Below are 16,261 nucleotides of genomic sequence, written 5' to 3'. Positions count from 1 at the left end.
TCGCCGTACGAGCGGTGAGCGTCGTCAGTCGCTGCTGTTGAGGATCGAGATGAGCCGCAGGAACTCCATGTAGATCCACACCAGCGTCAGCGTGAGGCCGAAGGCGGCGAGCCAGGCCTCCTCGCGCGGGGCACCGTAGGCGATGCCGTCCTCGACCTGCTTGAAGTCCAGGGCGAGGAAGCAGGCACCGAGGATGATGCCGATGACGCCGAAGACGACGCCGAGCGCGCCGCTGCGGAAGCCGAGGCCGTCACCGCCGCCGAAGACCGCGAACAGCAGGTTCACGGCCATCAGCAGGATGAAGCCGAGCGCGGCCGCCATCACGAAGCCGTAGAAGCGGCGGTTGACGCGGATCCAGCCGGCCTTGTAGGCCACCAGCACACCGGCGAAGACCGCCATGGTGCCGATCACGGCCTGCATGGCCGCGCCGTCGGCGATGCGGTTGTCGACGATGTTGGAGATGACGCCGAGGAAGACACCCTCGAACGCGGCGTACGTCAGGATCAGCGCGGGCGTGGGCTTGCGCTTGAAGGACTGCACCAGCGCCAGGACCATGCCGATCAGCGCGGCGCCGATGCCGATGCCGTAGGACCGGTTGATGTTGGCGTCGTCGACCGGCAGCAGCGCCCAGGAGAGCGCCGCGGTGACGATGAGCACGCCGAGCGTGGTGCCCGTGCGCATGACGACGTCGTCGATGGTCATCCGGCCAGTGGTGGCCGGCGCCTGCGGCGGCGCGCCGTACTGCAGGTCCTGCTGCGCGTAGGGGTTCTGGGCGTACGGGTTGCCCGTCGGCTGCGCGTACGGGTTGGCCTGCGTGGCGACAGCGGGGCCCCCGGCCTGCGGCGCGGTGTTGAAGCCCGCGTAGCCGTTGTCGCGGCCGAACCCCCGTCGCGAGAAGACCGGGTTACTGCTCCTCATTTCACTCCTCCATGGCCACACGACGCGGCCTTGGCTCAAGAGTAATAGGTAGGCAAAGGAATGACCCTAGTGCTCAAGAAGGATCTTTCCCTCGTTGTGCTGCGCAACACGCTACGCGGCCGGGTGATTCCCTTCACTGGGCGGCACCGAACCATGACCGACCCGGTACCTCCCCGGAACCGGCAGGAGATCATCCGTTCATCTCCCCGCCGGCCGGCGACGGCACGGCGGCCCCGGCGACCGCCACCCGTGGCGGGGGAGCAGGCGTGCTCAGGTGCCGCGGGCGGCAGAGGAGGATCAGGCGGTGGCGGAGACCGAGAACTTCTCGCTCAGGACCCGTTCGATCGGGAGGCCCGCCTCCTGAGCGACCTTCTCCACCGCCTCGATCATGCCCGGAGGACCGCACACGTAGAGGTCGGGCAGTTCCCCGTGCTGTTTCCGGAGGGCTTCCAGGTCCTCCGCGAGGGCGGCCACGGGGCTGCCGGCGCGGACGTCCGCACGCTCGCAGGGCCGGCTCACGCACAGCTGTACCGAGAAGTCCGGCAGTTCTCCGCCGATCTCGGCCAGGACGTCCTCGCCGAAGATGTCGGCTTCGCCGCCCACCCCCAGATATAACCGCAGCGGGTGCGGCTCCTGGAACTCGGCCATGCGGCGGGCCATGGAGAACAGGGGCGAGACCCCCGTGCCGCCCGCGACGAACCAGCGGGGCCGCGGCCCCGTCTCGACGAGGCCGAAGGCCCCCTGGGGGCCGTGCACGGTCAGTGTGTCCCCGGTCTTCGCCGTGCGGTCCAGCCAGGTGGAGAAGTGACCCCCCTCACGCAGCCGGATGTAGAACTCCAGTTCGCCGTCCCAGTTGGGGGTGTTGGAGTAGGAGTAAGCACGGGTCTCCTCCTCCCCCGGGATCCGCAGCTGGGCGAACTGGCCCGGTTCGAACTCTGCGGTCCCGCCGTCCTCGGCGTCGACGTCCAGCCGGAGCAGGAGACGTACGACGTCGTGCGTGCACCGGTCGACGGCGGCCACGGTGGCGGAGTGCACGGAGATGGCCCCGGTCAGCACACGGGAACGCTCGTACGGCAGCGAGATCGTCAGCGGGCCGCCGGCGTAGGTGCGGCACAGCAGGGCGCCACCGGATGCCGCCCGCTCGGGGCTCAGCGCGAGTTCGCCGTGGTCGCCGAGCGTGTACTCGCCGTCGACGACCGTGGCCACGCAGGCACCGCACGTCCCCTTCCGGCACAGCGCGGGCAGCAGGTGTCCGGCGTCCGCGGCCGCGTCCAGGACGGACTGCCCCTCGGCGGCGGTCGCCTCGACGACCTCCCCGTCAAGGGTGGTCATGGTCAGCGGGTACCCGCCGGGTGCCGCGGGCGTCGGTCCGGGGGACGGCACGGCGGTCACCGGGCCGCTCCCAGCACGTCGGCGAGGTCCTGCTCGGCGCTCCGGCTGGTGCGCAGGCCGAAACGCTCGGACAGCAGGTTCCACACCGGCTCCGTGACGAACGCCGGCACGCTCGGGCCGGTGCGGACGTTGCGCAGGCCGAGATGGAGCACGGTGGCCAGGATCGCCAGCGCCTTCTGCTCGAACCAGGCGAGGACCAGGGTGAGCGGCAGGTCGTCGACCGTGCGGTCCATCGCCGTGGCCAGCGTCTCGGCGACCCGGATCGCGGAGTACGTGTCGTTGCACTGGCCGACGTCGAGCAGCCGGGGCAGGCCACCCGGTGTGGTGCCGTGGGTGAGCCTGTTGAACCGGTACTTGTTGCAGCCCAGCGTGAGGATCACGGATTCCGCCGGGGTGCTCGTGGCCAGTTCCGTGTAGTAGTCGCGGCCGGGGGCGGTGCCGTCGCAGCCGCCGATCAGGAACATGTGCCGGATGTCGCCCGACTCGATGGCGCCGACGATGTCGTCACCGATCTCCAGCAGGGCCCGGCGGCCGTAGCCGATGGTGATCTCCTTCTCCGGTTCGTCCGCCGGGAATCCGGGGGTGCCCTTGGCGGCGCGTACGACCGCCCTGAAGTCGTGGTCGTCGATGTGCCGCACCCCCGGCCAGCCGACCGGGCCGGTGGTGAAGGTACGGCTCCTGTAGGCGGGCAGCGGTTCGATCAGGCAGTTCGAGGTCATCACGATCGGTCCGGGGAACGCCGCGAAGTCCTGCTGCTGGTCCTGCCACGCGCCGCCGTAATTGCCGGCCAGGTGCTCGTACCTGTTCAGCTCCGGGTAGGAGTGGGCGGGCAGCATCTCGCCGTGGGTGTAGACCTGGATGCCGGTGCCCTCGGTCTGCCTGAGGATCTCGAGCAGTTCGTCGAAGCCGTGGCCGCTGACGAGGACGGCCTTGCCCCGGACGGCGGAGACCTTCACCTTCGTGGGGCGCGGCGTCCCGAACGTACCGGTGTTGGCGCCGTCCAGCAGCTCCATCACCTTGAGGTTGGTGGAGCCGACCGCGAGAACCCGTCGCAGCAGTTCCTCCCGGTCGCGCGGGCCGTCCGCCAGGTAGGCGAGGTGTTCCTCGATCTCGCCGTCGACCTCGTCGCTCCGGTAGTCGACGACACGGGCGTGGTGGGCGTACGCGCACACCCCCTTGAGGGCGTAGAGGACGAAGGCGCGCAGTCCCGTGACGTCGGCGCCCAGTTCCTCGGCGTCCGCCAGGATGCCGGCCTCCGCCGCCTGCAGGAGCAGGTCGTCGACCTTGGCGGCGGGCCGGAACGCGGCCGGACCGGACAGCTCGGCCGGCTCCTCCCCGGCCTCCCGGGCCGCTCGCTCGTGTGCGGCCCGGACACGGTCCCGGAGCGCGGCGCCTTCGTGGATCATCTTCACGAACCGGGTGGCGTTGAAGTTGACGTTGGTGAGGGTGGAGAACATGCCCCGGACGACGAAGGCGGCCGCCTCCCGGTCCGGTTCGACCCCCCGCTCGGCGGCGGCCCGCGCGTGCTGGGAGATGCCCTTGCAGACGTGGATCAGCAGGTCCTGCAGGGCGGCGGTGGTGGCGTCCTTGCCGCAGTTCCCCTTGACCGTGCATCCGACCGTGCCCCCGGTACGGTCCGTCTGTTCGCACTGGTAGCAGAACATGTCATGCGCCATGGGGCTGTCTCCTCTTTCGATCGCTCACGCGGCAGGCCGTGGCAGCCGGTTCCGGCGCCTGCCGACGCGATCAACTTAGGAAGCGGGCAACGGAGTTGCCTTGACGCAGGTCAATTCGGCGGGGATTTCACGGACGATAGAATCCGGAGCATGGCCCTCCGCCGGGAGTCTCCTCGCAGCCTGCTCCGCTCGATACCGCTCTTCAACCAGCTGGACGCGGAAAGTCTGACCCACCTGGCCGCCTTCACGCGGACCTTCCCGGCGGCCAAGGGGCAGGTGGTGGTGGAGGCGGGAACCCGGCCCGGAGCGTTCTACTGCCTCATCACGGGGCAGGTCCGACTGGTCGTCTCCGCGGCGTTCGGGGAGGAGAAGGTCATCTCCATCGTCTCCCCGGGCCAGACCTTCGGTGAGGCGCTCCTGTTCACCGGGGCCCCTATCCGGTCAGCGCCGTCACGCTCTGCGACTGCCTCCTGCTGTCCGTTCCCTTCGCGCCCGTGCTCGAACTCGCCCACAGCCGGACGGGGTTCGCGTTCCAGATGGCCGCCGGGCTCGCCGTCCGCCTCCAGCACTTCGTCATGGACATCGAGCAGTACGCCCTGCACAGCGGGACCGAGCGCGTCCTCGACCTGCTGCGCCGGCTCGCCGAGGAGAGCTGTCCGGCTCCTCACCCCGCCCCCGCCGTGGTCACCCTCCCCGCCTCCAAGAACGTCGTCGCGTCCCGGCTCAGCCTCAAACCCGAGACGTTCTCCCGCATCCTGCGGCGTCTGACGGACATGGGCGCGATCCGGATGAACGGCCGCACCATCGTCCTCGTCGACCTGGACGCCGCGGGCACCCCGGACCTGATCTGAGGCGCGGGCCCCGCCCTCGCACACGGCGCCCGGCACGCCGGCGGCACGGGCGGCCGAGGCCCTCTCCACGGCTCGGGCCGAGGCAGTCAGACGCCGACGAGCCCGACGAGGAACTCGCCGTTCACGGCCACGTCGTGGCCCAGGACCACGCGGTGGTGCGGCAGCGTTCCCAGCCGCCGGTCTTTCACCCGGCCGGGCGATCACCACCGGCCTGTCGCGTTGCCGGCCCCGCGGAAGGCGGCCGCCGCCTCCGCCCCGGCCCACCTCACCGGTGAACCGCTCGCTCCGCCGGTCACCGTCTCCCGCGCCTTGGGACGTCGGCGCACGCGGTGACTCATGACCACGCCGTCCGCGTTCTTCATCGGTTTCGCATACGCCATGGCGGCGAACCAGAGGCGTCGTGCGCCGACGGTGCGGTGGTGAATGCCCGCCTTTCCCGCAAGCAGGCCGTGCAAGCATGTTGGTGCCCGGAGCCGGACTTGAACCGGCACGCCCGCTCAGGGGCAGCGAGGTTTAAGCTCGCCGTGTCTGCATTCCACCATCCGGGCAGGCCATGGGCTCCGCTTCGCGGTTCCGAGCCTATCGGTGACCACCCCTCAGACATCGGCGGGGTAGGCCGATCTTGTCTTATTTTATTGCCGCCTGACTGTCTGTCAGGGCTTGTATCTCCCTGTCAGTACGCGCCAACAGCCTTGCGTGCAGCGCGTCACCGCACATACGGAATGACGGAATTTCACCTGCTCTCCCGATGAGGGAGAGCCCGGCATTCACGCCTGGGCGTGAACGGCATCCCGTGAGAGCCGCGCGGTACGCCGCCGTGCGGGGCTTCCGGGCCGTGACAGCCCCTCCGATGGGAGCCGTACAAATACGAATACATACTCTTACGTTCACCAGTTGGGGTGGTTACACCAACCGAGGGGGACAGGTGTGCCGACGGGACGGGAGGGCGGCGCAGGCGGCCACGCCCGATTCACGTACCGGTCGTGAGTGCCGGCCACGACCCGGGTGGGGCTGGAGGCAGAGTAAGGGACGGTGCCGGTGTGCGGAGCCGCCTCCCCCGGAGACAAGGACCCCGCCCGCGTGATGCTCGTCCGGGCAGGGCTGGACCCGTCTGGTGTCGAGGGCTCGGGCCGCCTTCCGGAGTGCCGCTCCGGAAGGCGGCCGGAGCCGGGAATCCGCTCCCCTCGAGGAGGAGAGCGGTCGATGTCCGGACAAGGAGGCTCCACCCGTTCCGTACGCCCCGGCTCAGGGTCCGGTGTCATCCCCAGGTATGACACCGCGCCCGGCGGTCCCTCCCGAGTCGACCCCCGGAACCGGAGCTGCGGGTGACTACACGGCGGTGAAGGGACGGAACGATGGACGACGTCCCCGAGAACACACCGTCCCGACAGGAGCGTCCATCCCGTGACCACCGCATCCCTCGCCGACCGGACCACCGCCGTGGCCGCACGCGCCACGGAGCTTTCGAAGATCTACGGCCAGGGCGAGACCCAGGTGGTCGCCCTGGACCGGGTCTCCGTCGCCTTCCAGCAGGCCGAGTTCACCGCGATCATGGGCCCCTCCGGGTCCGGCAAGTCCACGCTGATGCACTGCGTGGCCGGCCTCGACACCTTCTCCTCCGGTTCCGTGCGCATCGGTGAGACCGAGCTGGGCTCGCTGAAGGACAAGCAGCTGACGAAACTGCGCCGGGACAAGATCGGCTTCATCTTCCAGGCGTTCAACCTGCTGCCGACGCTGTCCGCGCTGGAGAACATCACCCTCCCGATGGACATCGCGGGCCGCAAGCCGGACAAGCAGTGGCTGGACACCGTGATCCAGATGGTCGGACTGTCGGAACGGCTGAGTCACCGGCCCACGCAGCTCTCCGGCGGCCAGCAGCAGCGGGTCGCGGTGGCGCGGGCGCTGGCGTCCAAGCCGGAGATCATCTTCGGTGACGAGCCCACCGGAAACCTCGACTCCCGCTCCGGCGCCGAGGTGCTGGGCTTCCTGCGCAACTCCGTGCGCGAACTGGGGCAGACGGTGGTCATGGTGACGCACGACCCGGTCGCCGCCGCCTACGCGGACCGCGTCGTCTTCCTCGCGGACGGCCGGATCGTGGACGAGATGCACGGGCCGACGGCCGACTCGGTGCTCGACCGCATGAAGCGGTTCGACGCCAAGGGCCGCACCAGCTGACCCGTCCCCGCCGCCCGCTCGCCCCCTCCCCCGTACCGTCTGGACAGAGAAGACCCATGTTCCGTACCGCCTTGCGCAACGTCTTCGCGCACAAGGCCAGGCTGTTGATGACCGTGCTCGCCGTGATGCTCGGTGTGGCGTTCGTGTCGGGCACCCTGGTCTTCGCGGACACCCTCTCCAACGCCTTCCGCAACCAGTCGGCGAAGAGCTACGACGACGTCGCCGTCGCCGTCACCTCGTACGCCGACCCGGACAACCCCGAGGAGGCGCCCGGCCTCTCCGACGAGGACCTCGACCGGATCGCCGCCGTGGACGGCGTCGCCGGGGTGTACGGCCGCGTCGAGGGCTTCGCCGGGGTCGCCGACCCCGACGGGAAGCTGATCGGCGTCGGCTGGTCCAACAAGGGCTCCAACTTCGCGCCCGGCGAGGACGGCAAGGACACCGCGTACACGTTCACCGACGGCTCCGGCCCGGTGAAGGACGACCAGATCGCCCTGGACGAGGAGTCCGCCGCCAAGGGCGAGTACGAGGTCGGCGACCGGGTGCGCGTCGCGACCAACGGCCCGGTGAAGGAGTACACCCTCAGCGGTGTGTTCACCACCGAGGACGGCGCCGTCAACGCCGGCGGCAGCCTCGTCCTCTTCGACACCGCCGTCGCCCAGAAGCAGTACCTCAAGGAGGGCTACTTCGAGGACGTCACCGTCGTCGCGGCCCCCGGCGCGGACGACGCGAAGATCCTCGCCGCGGTCGAGCCACTGCTGCCGGACACCGCGGAGGCGCGGACCGGCACGGCGCTCGCGGACGAGCAGGCCGACCAGATCGAACAGGGCATGGGCAACCTCAAGCAGGTCCTGCTCGGCTTCGCGGGCATCGCGCTCTTCGTGGGCGTCTTCCTGATCTCCAACACGTTCACGATGCTGGTCGCCCAGCGCACCAAGGAGGTCGCCCTGATGCGCGCCGTCGGCGCGTCCCGCAGGCAGATCACCCGCTCGGTGCTCGCCGAGGCCGCGCTGGTGGGTCTGGTGGCCTCCGCCGTCGGCTTCGCCCTCGGCGTCGGTCTGGCCGTCGCGCTGCGCTCCGGCATGGCCGCGTTCGGCATGAAGATGCCCGACGGTCCGCTGGTCCTGTCCGCCACGCCGGTGGTCGCGGCGTTCGCGGTGGGTGTGCTGATCACGGTGTTCGCCGCCTGGCTGCCCGGCCGCCGGGCCGCGAAGATCCCGCCGGTGGCGGCGATGAACAGCGTCCACGCGGTGGCCACCACCAAGTCGCTGGTGGTGCGCAACTCCATCGGTGCGGCGATCACCGCCCTCGGCGCGGCGGGAATCGTGGCGGGCGCCTCGACCGGCGGCGACGACGGCCGGATGTACATCGGCGCGGGCGCGTTCCTCGCCCTGATCGGCGTGATCATCCTGATCCCGCTGCTGTCCCGGCCCGTGATCGCGCTCGTCCGTCCGCTGCTCGTCGGTCCCTTCGGCGTGGCCGGCAAGCTGGCCGGCCAGAACGCGGTCCGCAACCCGCGCCGCACCGGCGCCACCGCCTCGGCGCTGGCGATCGGGCTGACGCTGGTGACCGGCCTGTCGGTGCTCGGCGTCACGGTCGGCGCCGCCATCGACAAGATGACCACGGACAACATCAAGGCCGACTACATGGTCTCGATGGCCAACGGCGGCGACCTCGACCGGTCCGCGCTGACCGCGCTGGAGAAGGCCGAGGGCGTCTCGGCTCTCTCGCCGCAGCAGGACGTCTACCTCCAGGCCGGTGACGACTACGTCTCCGCCTCCGGGATCACCCCGGGCGACATCGAGCGGGTCCTGAACGTCGACGTCGTCAGCGGCGACGCCGGCACGCTCGCCGAGGGGCGGATCGCGGTCGCCGACAAGACGGCGAAGAGCAAGGGCTGGAAGCCCGGCGACCGCATCCCCTTCACCTTCGCCGACGAGAAGAAGGCGACGCTGACGGTCGGCGCCGTCTACAAGGACAGCGAGTTCCTCTCCCCCGTCCTCGTCGACACCGCCGTGGTGGACGAGCACGAGACGAAGCCGTCCATCCGGCAGATCTTCGTGAAGGTCGACGGCGGTCAGACCGCGGCGAACGAGAAGGTCCTCGTCGACGCGCTGGGCGACAACCCCGCGATCACCGTCATGGACCGGCAGGACATCCGCGACGAGTTCGGCGGCGCCATCAACACCCTGCTGAACGTCATGTACGGCCTGCTGGCGATGGCCCTGATCATCGCGGTCCTCGGCGTCGTCAACACCCTCGCGATGTCCGTCTTCGAACGGCAGCAGGAGATCGGCATGCTGCGGGCGATCGGTCTGGACCGGCGCCGGGTGAAGCGGATGGTCCGGCTGGAGGCCGTCGTCATCTCGGTGTTCGGCGCGGTGGTCGGCATCGGTCTCGGCACGTTCCTCGGCTGGGCGATCGGCGAGACCATCGCCGAGGAGATCCCGGGGTACGCGCTGGTCCTGCCCTGGGACCGGATCGGGATCTTCGTGGTGCTGGCCGGTCTGGTGGGCGTCCTGGCCGCCCTGTGGCCGGCCCGCAACGCCGCCCGGCTGAACATGCTGAGCGCGATCAAGACCGAGTGACCTCGTCGCGACGCGGCACACCGAGGGCCGGGCTTCCCGTACGGGGAGCCCGGCCCTTCGCGTCGGGTGCGGACCGGGCTCAGCCGGGCGTGCCCCACACGCGGGCCCGCAACGGCATCCCGGAGGCGCCGGAGTCGGGGGTCCTGACGGCGAGGACCTGGTTGACGCCGATGCGGTTGCGTTCGAAGGCGAGGGCGGACGCGGCCATGTACAGCAGCCAGACGCGGGCCCGTCCCGGGCCGGCGAGCGACACCGCGCGGGTCCAGTCGGCCTCCAGGTTCGCCACCCAGCGGCGCAGGGTGAGCGCGTAGTGCTCGCGGATCGACTCGACGTCGCGCACCTCGAAACCGGAACGTTCCAGCAGGGACACCGTGGTGCCCAGCGGGGCGAGTTCGCCGTCGGGGAAGACGTAGGCGTCGATGAACGGGTCCACCCGGTACGACTCCTCGTCCCGTTGCGGGCGGCGCGCGATCTGGTGGTTCAGCAGCCGTCCGCCCGGCTTGAGGAGGCGGTGCAGGGCGGTGGCGTACTCCAGGTAGCGCTCGGAGCCGACGTGTTCGGCCATGCCGATGGAGGAGACGGCGTCGTACGGGCCGTCCGTGACGTCGCGGTAGTCCTGGACGCGGATCTCGACGCGGTCGGTCAGGCCCTCGTCGGCGACGCGCTTGCGGGCGTAGGCGGCCTGTTCGTGGGAGAGGGTGACGCCGACGACGTTCACGCCGTGGTCGCGGGCGGCGTGGACGGCCAGGGAGCCCCAGCCGCAGCCGACGTCCAGCAGGCGCTGACCGGGCTTCAGGGCGAGCTTGCGGGCGACGAGTTCGAGTTTGTCGTGCTGGGCCTGTTCGAGGGTGCCCCGCGGGGGCGGGGCGGGCCAGTAGGCGCAGGAGTACACCATGGACGGGCCGAGGACGATCTCGTAGAAGTCGTTGCCGACGTCGTAGTGGTGGCTGATGGCGCGCCGGTCGCTGTGCCTGGTGTGCAGGCCGCGGCGGGGGCGGCGGGCCTCCTCGCGGGGCGGGGCGGGCGGCAGCGGGGGGCCGGCGAGGGCGATCAGTCCGCGGGCGGCGGAGCGGAAGGCAGGGTCGCGCAGGGCCTGGGTGAGGGTACGGGCGTCCTCGCCGCGCTCCCAGACGAGGCCGGCGATCCGGTCGAGGGCGGTGTAGAGGTCGCCCTCGACGGTGAGGTCGCCGGCCACCCAGGCGCGGGCGAGGCCGAGTTCGCCCGGCTTGAGGAGCAGGTGGCGCAGGGCCCGGCGGTTGCGTACGACCAGGGTCGGGGCGTCCGGGGGGCCGGCCTGTGAGCCGTCCCAGGCGCGGACGCGGACGGGGAGGGGGGCGTTGATCAGCTGTTCGACGTGACCTTTCAGCCGCGAGGCGGCGTCCGGCATGGTGTACACCTCCGTGACGGGGAATCCCGGAATGTCCTCCTCACGTAAACACTTGAGAGGGGGCCGGCAGTCCCCGGCGCGCGTCATCTCTGGGCAAAACACCGGGTCGCGCGTGAGGGCGGGCCCCGTGGGCTCCTGGTCCGGGCCGTCCGTCGGCCCGCCGCCAGGTGCCCGGCTCGGTGCGTCGGCTCGGTGCGTCGGGAGTACCGCTGGGGCTCCGTCCGTCAGGGGACTCCGCCCCTGGCCCCCGGTGTCCTTCGCCCGTCCGCCACTCGGCTCGGGATCCGGGAACGCACCCCGCCGAGGCCGCTCTTCGGAACTCGGGCGGGGCCCGTGAGTCCGGGGTGGAGCGCCGGTGGGGTCCGGGTCAAAGCCCGGGCGGGGCCGGTGGCAGAGCCCGGGCGGGGCCGGTGGCAGAGCCCCGGGACAGGCTTTCGCCCACCGGGGCGGACGAGCCGGGACCGGGGCCCGGGGCCCGGGGCGAGCCCCGGGGACACTTCTCACCCCACCGAGTCGGACAGGCGAGCCGGCACCGGGACTCGAGGCGACGTCCCAGGGGTGGCCTTTCGGCTCGGCGAGTCGGGCGGCCCCGTCGGCCCCGTCGCCCCCACGGGAACGCCGAAGGGGCCGCCCGCACCACGGATGGCGGGCGGCCCCTTCAGAGGGTGACCGGAGGTCAGGAAGCCTTGGCCTCGGTCTTCTTCGGTTCCTGCTGGGCGGCGGCCGGAGCCGGCGCCGGCTTCGCGGCCTCGTAGAACTCGTCGCGCGGCGACTCGATCGCGCCCAGGGACACGACCTCGCGCTTGAGGAACATGCCGAGGGTCCAGTCGGCGAAGACGCGGATCTTGCGGTTCCAGGTCGGCATCGCCATGCCGTGGTAGCCACGGTGCATGTACCAGGCGAGCCGGCCCTTGAGCTTGATCTTCATCTTGCCCATGACGATCATCGCCACGCCCTTGTGCAGGCCGAGGCCCGCCACCGCGCCCTTGTTGGCGTGGCTGTACTCCTTCTGCGGGAAGCCCCGCATGCCGGAGACCACGTTGTCGCCGAGGACCTTGGCCTGGCGCAGCGCGTGCTGGGCGTTCGGCGGGCACCAGGCGTTCTCGTTGCCGGCCTTGCGGCCCACGAGGTCCGGGACCTGGGCGTTGTCGCCCGCGGCCCAGATGTAGTCGGTGCCCTTGACCTGGAGGGTCGGCTCGGTGTCGACGTGACCGCGCGGGCCCAGCGGCAGGCCGAAGCGGGACAGCACCGGGTTGGGCTTGACGCCCGCCGTCCACACGATCGTGTTGGAGTCGACCTCGAGGCCGTTCTTCAGCACCACGTGGCCGTCGACGCAGGAGTCCATCGACGTGGACAGGTAGACCTCGACGCCGCGGCCCTCGAGGTGCTCCTTGCCGTACGCGCCGAGCTTGGGACCGACCTCGGGGAGGATCTTGTCGGCGGCGTCGACGAGGATGAAGCGCATGTCCTCGCGGGACACGTTCTTGTAGTACTTGGCCGCGTCCCGGGCCATGTCCTCGACCTCACCGATGGTCTCCGCGCCGGCGAAGCCGCCGCCCACGAAGACGAAGGTGAGTGCCTTGCGCCGGATCTCCTCGTCCGTGGTGGAGTCGGCCTTGTCGAGCTGTTCGAGGACGTGGTTGCGCAGGCCGATGGCCTCCTCGATGCCCTTCATGCCGATGCCCTGCTCGGCGAGGCCGGGGATCGGGAAGGTGCGGGAGACCGCGCCCATCGCGATGACCAGGTAGTCGAAGGGCAGCTCGTACGCCTCGCCGACCAGCGGCGCGACGGTGGCGACCTTGCGGTCCTGGTCGATGGTGGTGACCCGGCCGGTGAGGACCTCCGCCTTGGGAAGCACGCGCCGCAGGGGTACGACGACGTGCCGGGGGGAGATGCTGCCGGCGGCGGCTTCGGGGAGGAAGGGCTGGTAGGTCATGTACGACCGCGGGTCGACGACGGTGACGGTCGCCTCGCCGTAACGCATCTTCTTCTGGATGCGCCGAGCTGCGTACAGGCCTACGTACCCACCGCCTACTACGAGGATCCTGGGACGCTCCGTGGTGCTCATGCCATCGAGTATCCACCCGCTTCAGGGGGGTACCTCGTGCGCCCCTTCACAAGCTTAGAGAGGGCCTGTGTTACCATCTCGCGCTTCTTGATCCAGATCACAGCGCGAAACGGGAACCGGAACCCCGCGCGGGACGTTGTCAATGCCGCGTGAGCTGCCTCTCTGCCGGTCGAGCGGCGCCGTGAGGCCGGCCGTCGAACCCGTACGATGGCCCCTGGCGGGACACCTGCCATCACCTTCTGAACATGTTCAAAGGGGTGTTGAGGGCCCGAATGGGTCAACCGGGTTCAGTTCTTCGTTCTCCCGGGGCCAATTCCTTGTGAAGAACTTCACGAACTTTCCCGGCGGGGCCCCGCCGAGGGGCCCCGAAGGGTCCCCGGGCGCCGCTCAAACGCTGCCCCGACCGCTCAGTGGAGTGCTGCTGACCAGTGACGAAGAGGGCTGGGCGACGGACCAGGCGATGCCGTCGAGGGTTGCTCACGCATGCGACTCCGTGCTCGTGTACACGGAAGCGCGTACACTGACGTCATGACCGAGAACACAGTGACCGTACGGGAAGCCCGCGCGCACCTCGCGGACCACATCAATCGGGCCGAGGAAGGCGTTCCGACGGTCATCACGCGCAACGGCGCTCCGGTGGCGGCCGTGGTGCCGATCGCGGACTTCGAAGCGCTGGAGGAAGCGGCCGACGTGATGTTGGCGCGCGAAGCCGAGGCAGTCCTGGCCCAGGGTGGTTCCACCGTAACGATGGCGGAACTACTGGCGGATCTGTTCACCGAGCATGACGGCGAGGCGGCGTGAAGTACGCCTTCCGGTTCACCACGGCGGCGCAGCGGCAGCTCCGGGCCATCAGCCGGCCCGACGCCATGCGCATCCTGACTGCGCTCACCGCACTCGGCGACGACCCGTACCGCGAGGACGCCGACGTCAAGAAACTCACCGGCCCGTCAGGGCTCTACCGGCTCCGGGTCGGAAGCTACCGGGTCGCCTACCAGATCAACGACGGTGAACTCGTCATCCTCGTCGTCAAAGTGGGCGACCGGCGGGACGTCTACCGCAACCTGTAGTACGTGGCAAACGCCACCGCCGTCACCAACCGAGGAGTGCCGCTGAACGCTATGGGGCGTCCTCTGCCGCTTTGATCGCGATGCCGTCAAGGATGTCGTGCTCCGAGACCACGACCTCCTCCGCGCCGATCCGCTCCATGATCGCCAGGAGGACCAGGGCCCCTGCGCCGATCACGTCGACCCGGCCCGGGTGCATGGAGGGCACCGCCGCGCGCTCGGCGTGGGTGGAGCGCAGCAGCCACTCGGTGATCTCACGGACGCGGTCGCGGGAGACGCGGGAGTGGTGGATGGCCTCGGAGTCGTACTCGGGGAGGTCCTGGGCGATCGCCGACACGGTCGTGACCGAGCCCGCCAGGCCGACCAGGGTGTGCGCCTCGCGCAGCGGGACCGTCTCCTCGGCGTGGTCGAGGGCGGCCTCGATGTCGGCGCGCATCGCCGCGACCTGCTCCTCGGTCGGCGGGTCCGTCACGGCCCCGTCCCGCACCAGGTGCCGCTCGGTCATCCGTACGCAGCCGACGTCCACGGAGCGGGCGGCGCGGACGTGGTCGTCACCGATGACGAACTCGGTCGAGCCGCCGCCGATGTCCACGACCAGGAACGGGCGGTGCAGGTCGGTCCGGCCCGTCAGCTCCCTGGTGGCCCCGGTGAAGGAGAACTCGGCCTCCTGGTCACCGGTGATGACCTCGGGCTCCACGCCCAGGATGTCCACCACCCCGCGCACGAACTCGTCGCGGTTCTCGGCGTCACGGGAGGCGGAGGTGGCGACGAAGCGCAGGTGCTCCGCGCCGTGCTCCTTGATGGCCTCCGCGTACTCGCGGCAGGCGGCGAACGTCCGCTCCAGCGCCTCGGGCGCCAGCCGGCCCGTACGGTCGACACCCTGCCCGAGCCGTACGATCGTCATACGGCGGTCCAGGTCCGTCAGTTCGCCCGTGTCCGGGTCCACGTCGGCCACCAGCAGCCGGATGGAGTTCGTACCGCAGTCGATGGCGGCGACCCGGGTCACCGGCCGTCCTCCTTCTCGGGCAGCGTCACGCAGGCTCCCTTGCGCCACCATTCGGGCAGCATCGCCAGCGCCTCGTCGCCCAGCGGGTTGACGCCGGGTCCGGCGGCCAGCGAGTGGGCGACCAGCACGTGCAGGCACTTCACCCGGTCGGGCATGCCGCCCGCGCTGGGGAAGTTCTTGAGCTCCTCGATCTCGTCGCGGCGCCGGATGTAGTCCTCGTGCGCCGCGCGGTACGCGGCCGCCAGCTCGGGGTCGGTGGCCAGCCGCTCCGTCATCTCCTTCATCACGCCGTTCGCCTCCAGCGTCCCGATCGCGGAGTTCGCCTTCGGGCAGGTGAGGTAGTAGAGCGTCGGGAAGGGGGTGCCGTCGGGCAGCCTCGGCGCGGTCTCCACGACGTCCGGCTGTCCGCAGGGGCAGCGGTGCGCGATGGCGCGCAGCCCGCGCGGGGGCCGCCCGAGCTGCTGCTTGAAGGCCTCGACGTCCGCGTCGGTGGGCTCGGTGCGGGGGGTCGTGGGCGGGGGCGTTTCCATACCTGTCTTTCCGGGGCTTTCCATGGAGGAGGTCACTGGCCTGCGGCGTCGGCCTTGTCGACGCCGTCCCAGACGTTCGCGTACCAGGGGCGGTCGGCGGCTTCGAGATCCGTGCGGGACTGCTTCGCCGCACCCGGGTCGATGACGATGTAGCCGGTCTCGCCGGGCATGACGTAGTGCAGCCGCCTGCGGATCTCCTGCTCGGCGTACGCGTCGTCCTGCCAGCGCGCCTTCATGTCGCGCAGCCGTTCGACCCGCTGGCGGGTCTCGTCCTGCTCCTGCTGGAGGTCGGCGATGTCCGCGCGCTGGGAGACGTACTGCCGCATGGGATAGGCGAGGGCGACGATCAGGGAGCAGACCACCAGGGCGAGCAGCGCGGCCCGGCCGGTCAGCCGGGAGCGGCGTGCCTGGCGCTTGGTCTGCGAACGGTAGACCCGGGCGGCGGTCTGCTCACCGATCAGCCGGATCCTGGTCGCGGTGGAGAAACGGTCCCGGTCCTTGACCGCCATGGTTCCGCCTCTCGTTCACCGTCCTACGCGCGTACGTCCCCGCACACGGTACGGGACCGGGTGCGGGGACGTACGTACGACGCCGCCTCTTACGGGG

The 16,261-nt window shown here is 70.6% G+C and carries 13 protein-coding genes, 1 tRNA gene and 1 pseudogene; 6 read left to right on the top strand and 9 right to left on the bottom strand.

The window, feature by feature from the left end:
• Nucleotides 1-24: 24 nt before the first annotated feature.
• The 3 genes from ACH5AO_RS31905 to hcp all read right to left on the bottom strand — a co-directional run bounded on the left by ACH5AO_RS31905 (nt 25) and on the right by hcp (nt 3,986).
• A complete protein-coding gene (locus tag ACH5AO_RS31905) occupies nt 25-918 on the bottom strand; it encodes a Bax inhibitor-1/YccA family protein (RefSeq protein ID WP_398930764.1) in 894 nt (297 codons plus the stop codon).
• Between the two features lie 297 nt (nt 919-1,215).
• Nucleotides 1,216-2,250, bottom strand: a complete 1,035-nt coding sequence (locus ACH5AO_RS31900; RefSeq protein ID WP_398930762.1) for a 2Fe-2S iron-sulfur cluster-binding protein — start codon at nt 2,248-2,250, stop codon at nt 1,216-1,218.
• 56 nt (nt 2,251-2,306) lie between these two features.
• Nucleotides 2,307-3,986, bottom strand: a complete 1,680-nt coding sequence (gene hcp, locus ACH5AO_RS31895) for a hydroxylamine reductase (RefSeq protein ID WP_398930760.1) — start codon at nt 3,984-3,986, stop codon at nt 2,307-2,309.
• Here hcp and ACH5AO_RS31890 point away from each other — a divergent pair.
• Nucleotides 3,978-4,445, top strand: a pseudogene (locus ACH5AO_RS31890) (cyclic nucleotide-binding domain-containing protein); the annotation flags it as partial. The gene hcp and the pseudogene ACH5AO_RS31890 sit on opposite strands and share 9 nt — an antisense overlap.
• 35 nt (nt 4,446-4,480) lie before the next feature.
• On the top strand, nt 4,481-4,837 hold the full coding sequence (locus ACH5AO_RS31885; protein WP_398930758.1) for a Crp/Fnr family transcriptional regulator: 357 nt from the start codon (nt 4,481-4,483) through the stop codon (nt 4,835-4,837).
• Nucleotides 4,838-5,298: 461 nt separating this feature from the next.
• On the opposite strand, the gene ACH5AO_RS31880 is transcribed toward ACH5AO_RS31885, so the two are convergent.
• Nucleotides 5,299-5,385: transfer RNA gene (locus ACH5AO_RS31880), tRNA-Leu, on the bottom strand.
• An 856-nt stretch (nt 5,386-6,241) separates the two neighbouring features.
• Between ACH5AO_RS31880 and ACH5AO_RS31875 the strand changes: the two genes are divergently transcribed.
• Both ACH5AO_RS31875 and ACH5AO_RS31870 read left to right on the top strand, forming a co-directional pair.
• Entirely contained in the window at nt 6,242-7,012 is a 771-nt protein-coding gene (locus ACH5AO_RS31875) for an ABC transporter ATP-binding protein (RefSeq protein WP_398930756.1), read from the top strand.
• 56 nt (nt 7,013-7,068) lie between these two features.
• A complete protein-coding gene (locus tag ACH5AO_RS31870) occupies nt 7,069-9,600 on the top strand; it encodes an ABC transporter permease (protein ID WP_398930754.1) in 2,532 nt (843 codons plus the stop codon).
• Between the two features lie 79 nt (nt 9,601-9,679).
• On the opposite strand, the gene ACH5AO_RS31865 is transcribed toward ACH5AO_RS31870, so the two are convergent.
• Both ACH5AO_RS31865 and ACH5AO_RS31860 read right to left on the bottom strand, forming a co-directional pair.
• Nucleotides 9,680-10,987 (bottom strand): class I SAM-dependent methyltransferase, encoded by a 1,308-nt coding sequence (locus tag ACH5AO_RS31865; RefSeq protein ID WP_398930752.1) that lies wholly within the window; start codon nt 10,985-10,987, stop codon nt 9,680-9,682.
• Between the two features lie 676 nt (nt 10,988-11,663).
• Complete coding sequence (locus ACH5AO_RS31860; RefSeq protein WP_398930749.1) at nt 11,664-13,055, bottom strand: NAD(P)/FAD-dependent oxidoreductase; 1,392 nt, start codon at nt 13,053-13,055, stop codon at nt 11,664-11,666.
• A 528-nt stretch (nt 13,056-13,583) separates the two neighbouring features.
• Between ACH5AO_RS31860 and ACH5AO_RS31855 the strand changes: the two genes are divergently transcribed.
• Both ACH5AO_RS31855 and ACH5AO_RS31850 read left to right on the top strand, forming a co-directional pair.
• Nucleotides 13,584-13,856: a type II toxin-antitoxin system Phd/YefM family antitoxin gene (locus tag ACH5AO_RS31855; RefSeq protein WP_398930747.1), complete on the top strand. Its 273-nt coding sequence runs from the start codon at nt 13,584-13,586 to the stop codon at nt 13,854-13,856.
• Nucleotides 13,853-14,122: a type II toxin-antitoxin system RelE/ParE family toxin gene (locus tag ACH5AO_RS31850; protein ID WP_199210820.1), complete on the top strand. Its 270-nt coding sequence runs from the start codon at nt 13,853-13,855 to the stop codon at nt 14,120-14,122. Before ACH5AO_RS31855 ends, ACH5AO_RS31850 begins: the two co-directional genes overlap by 4 nt.
• A gap of 49 nt (nt 14,123-14,171) precedes the next feature.
• Here ACH5AO_RS31850 and ACH5AO_RS31845 read toward each other — a convergent pair whose 3' ends face one another.
• Genes ACH5AO_RS31845 through ACH5AO_RS31835 form a run of 3 tightly spaced genes read right to left on the bottom strand, consistent with a single transcriptional unit; the run spans nt 14,172 to nt 16,164 of the window.
• Entirely contained in the window at nt 14,172-15,125 is a 954-nt protein-coding gene (locus ACH5AO_RS31845) for an exopolyphosphatase (RefSeq protein WP_398930745.1), read from the bottom strand.
• Nucleotides 15,122-15,655 (bottom strand): DUF501 domain-containing protein, encoded by a 534-nt coding sequence (locus ACH5AO_RS31840; RefSeq protein ID WP_391792211.1) that lies wholly within the window; start codon nt 15,653-15,655, stop codon nt 15,122-15,124. The genes ACH5AO_RS31845 and ACH5AO_RS31840 overlap by 4 nt, the downstream gene beginning before the upstream one ends.
• A 32-nt stretch (nt 15,656-15,687) precedes the next feature.
• Nucleotides 15,688-16,164, bottom strand: a complete 477-nt coding sequence (locus ACH5AO_RS31835; protein ID WP_398930743.1) for a septum formation initiator family protein — start codon at nt 16,162-16,164, stop codon at nt 15,688-15,690.
• Between the last annotated feature and the right edge of the window lie 97 nt (nt 16,165-16,261).

This window comes from Streptomyces sp. NPDC018964 (genome assembly GCF_044390325.1).
In the GTDB taxonomy this organism is placed as follows: domain Bacteria; phylum Actinomycetota; class Actinomycetes; order Streptomycetales; family Streptomycetaceae; genus Streptomyces.
The sequence above is the reverse complement of the archived record's forward strand: the minus strand, read 5'-3'. Positions and strand labels throughout refer to the sequence as shown.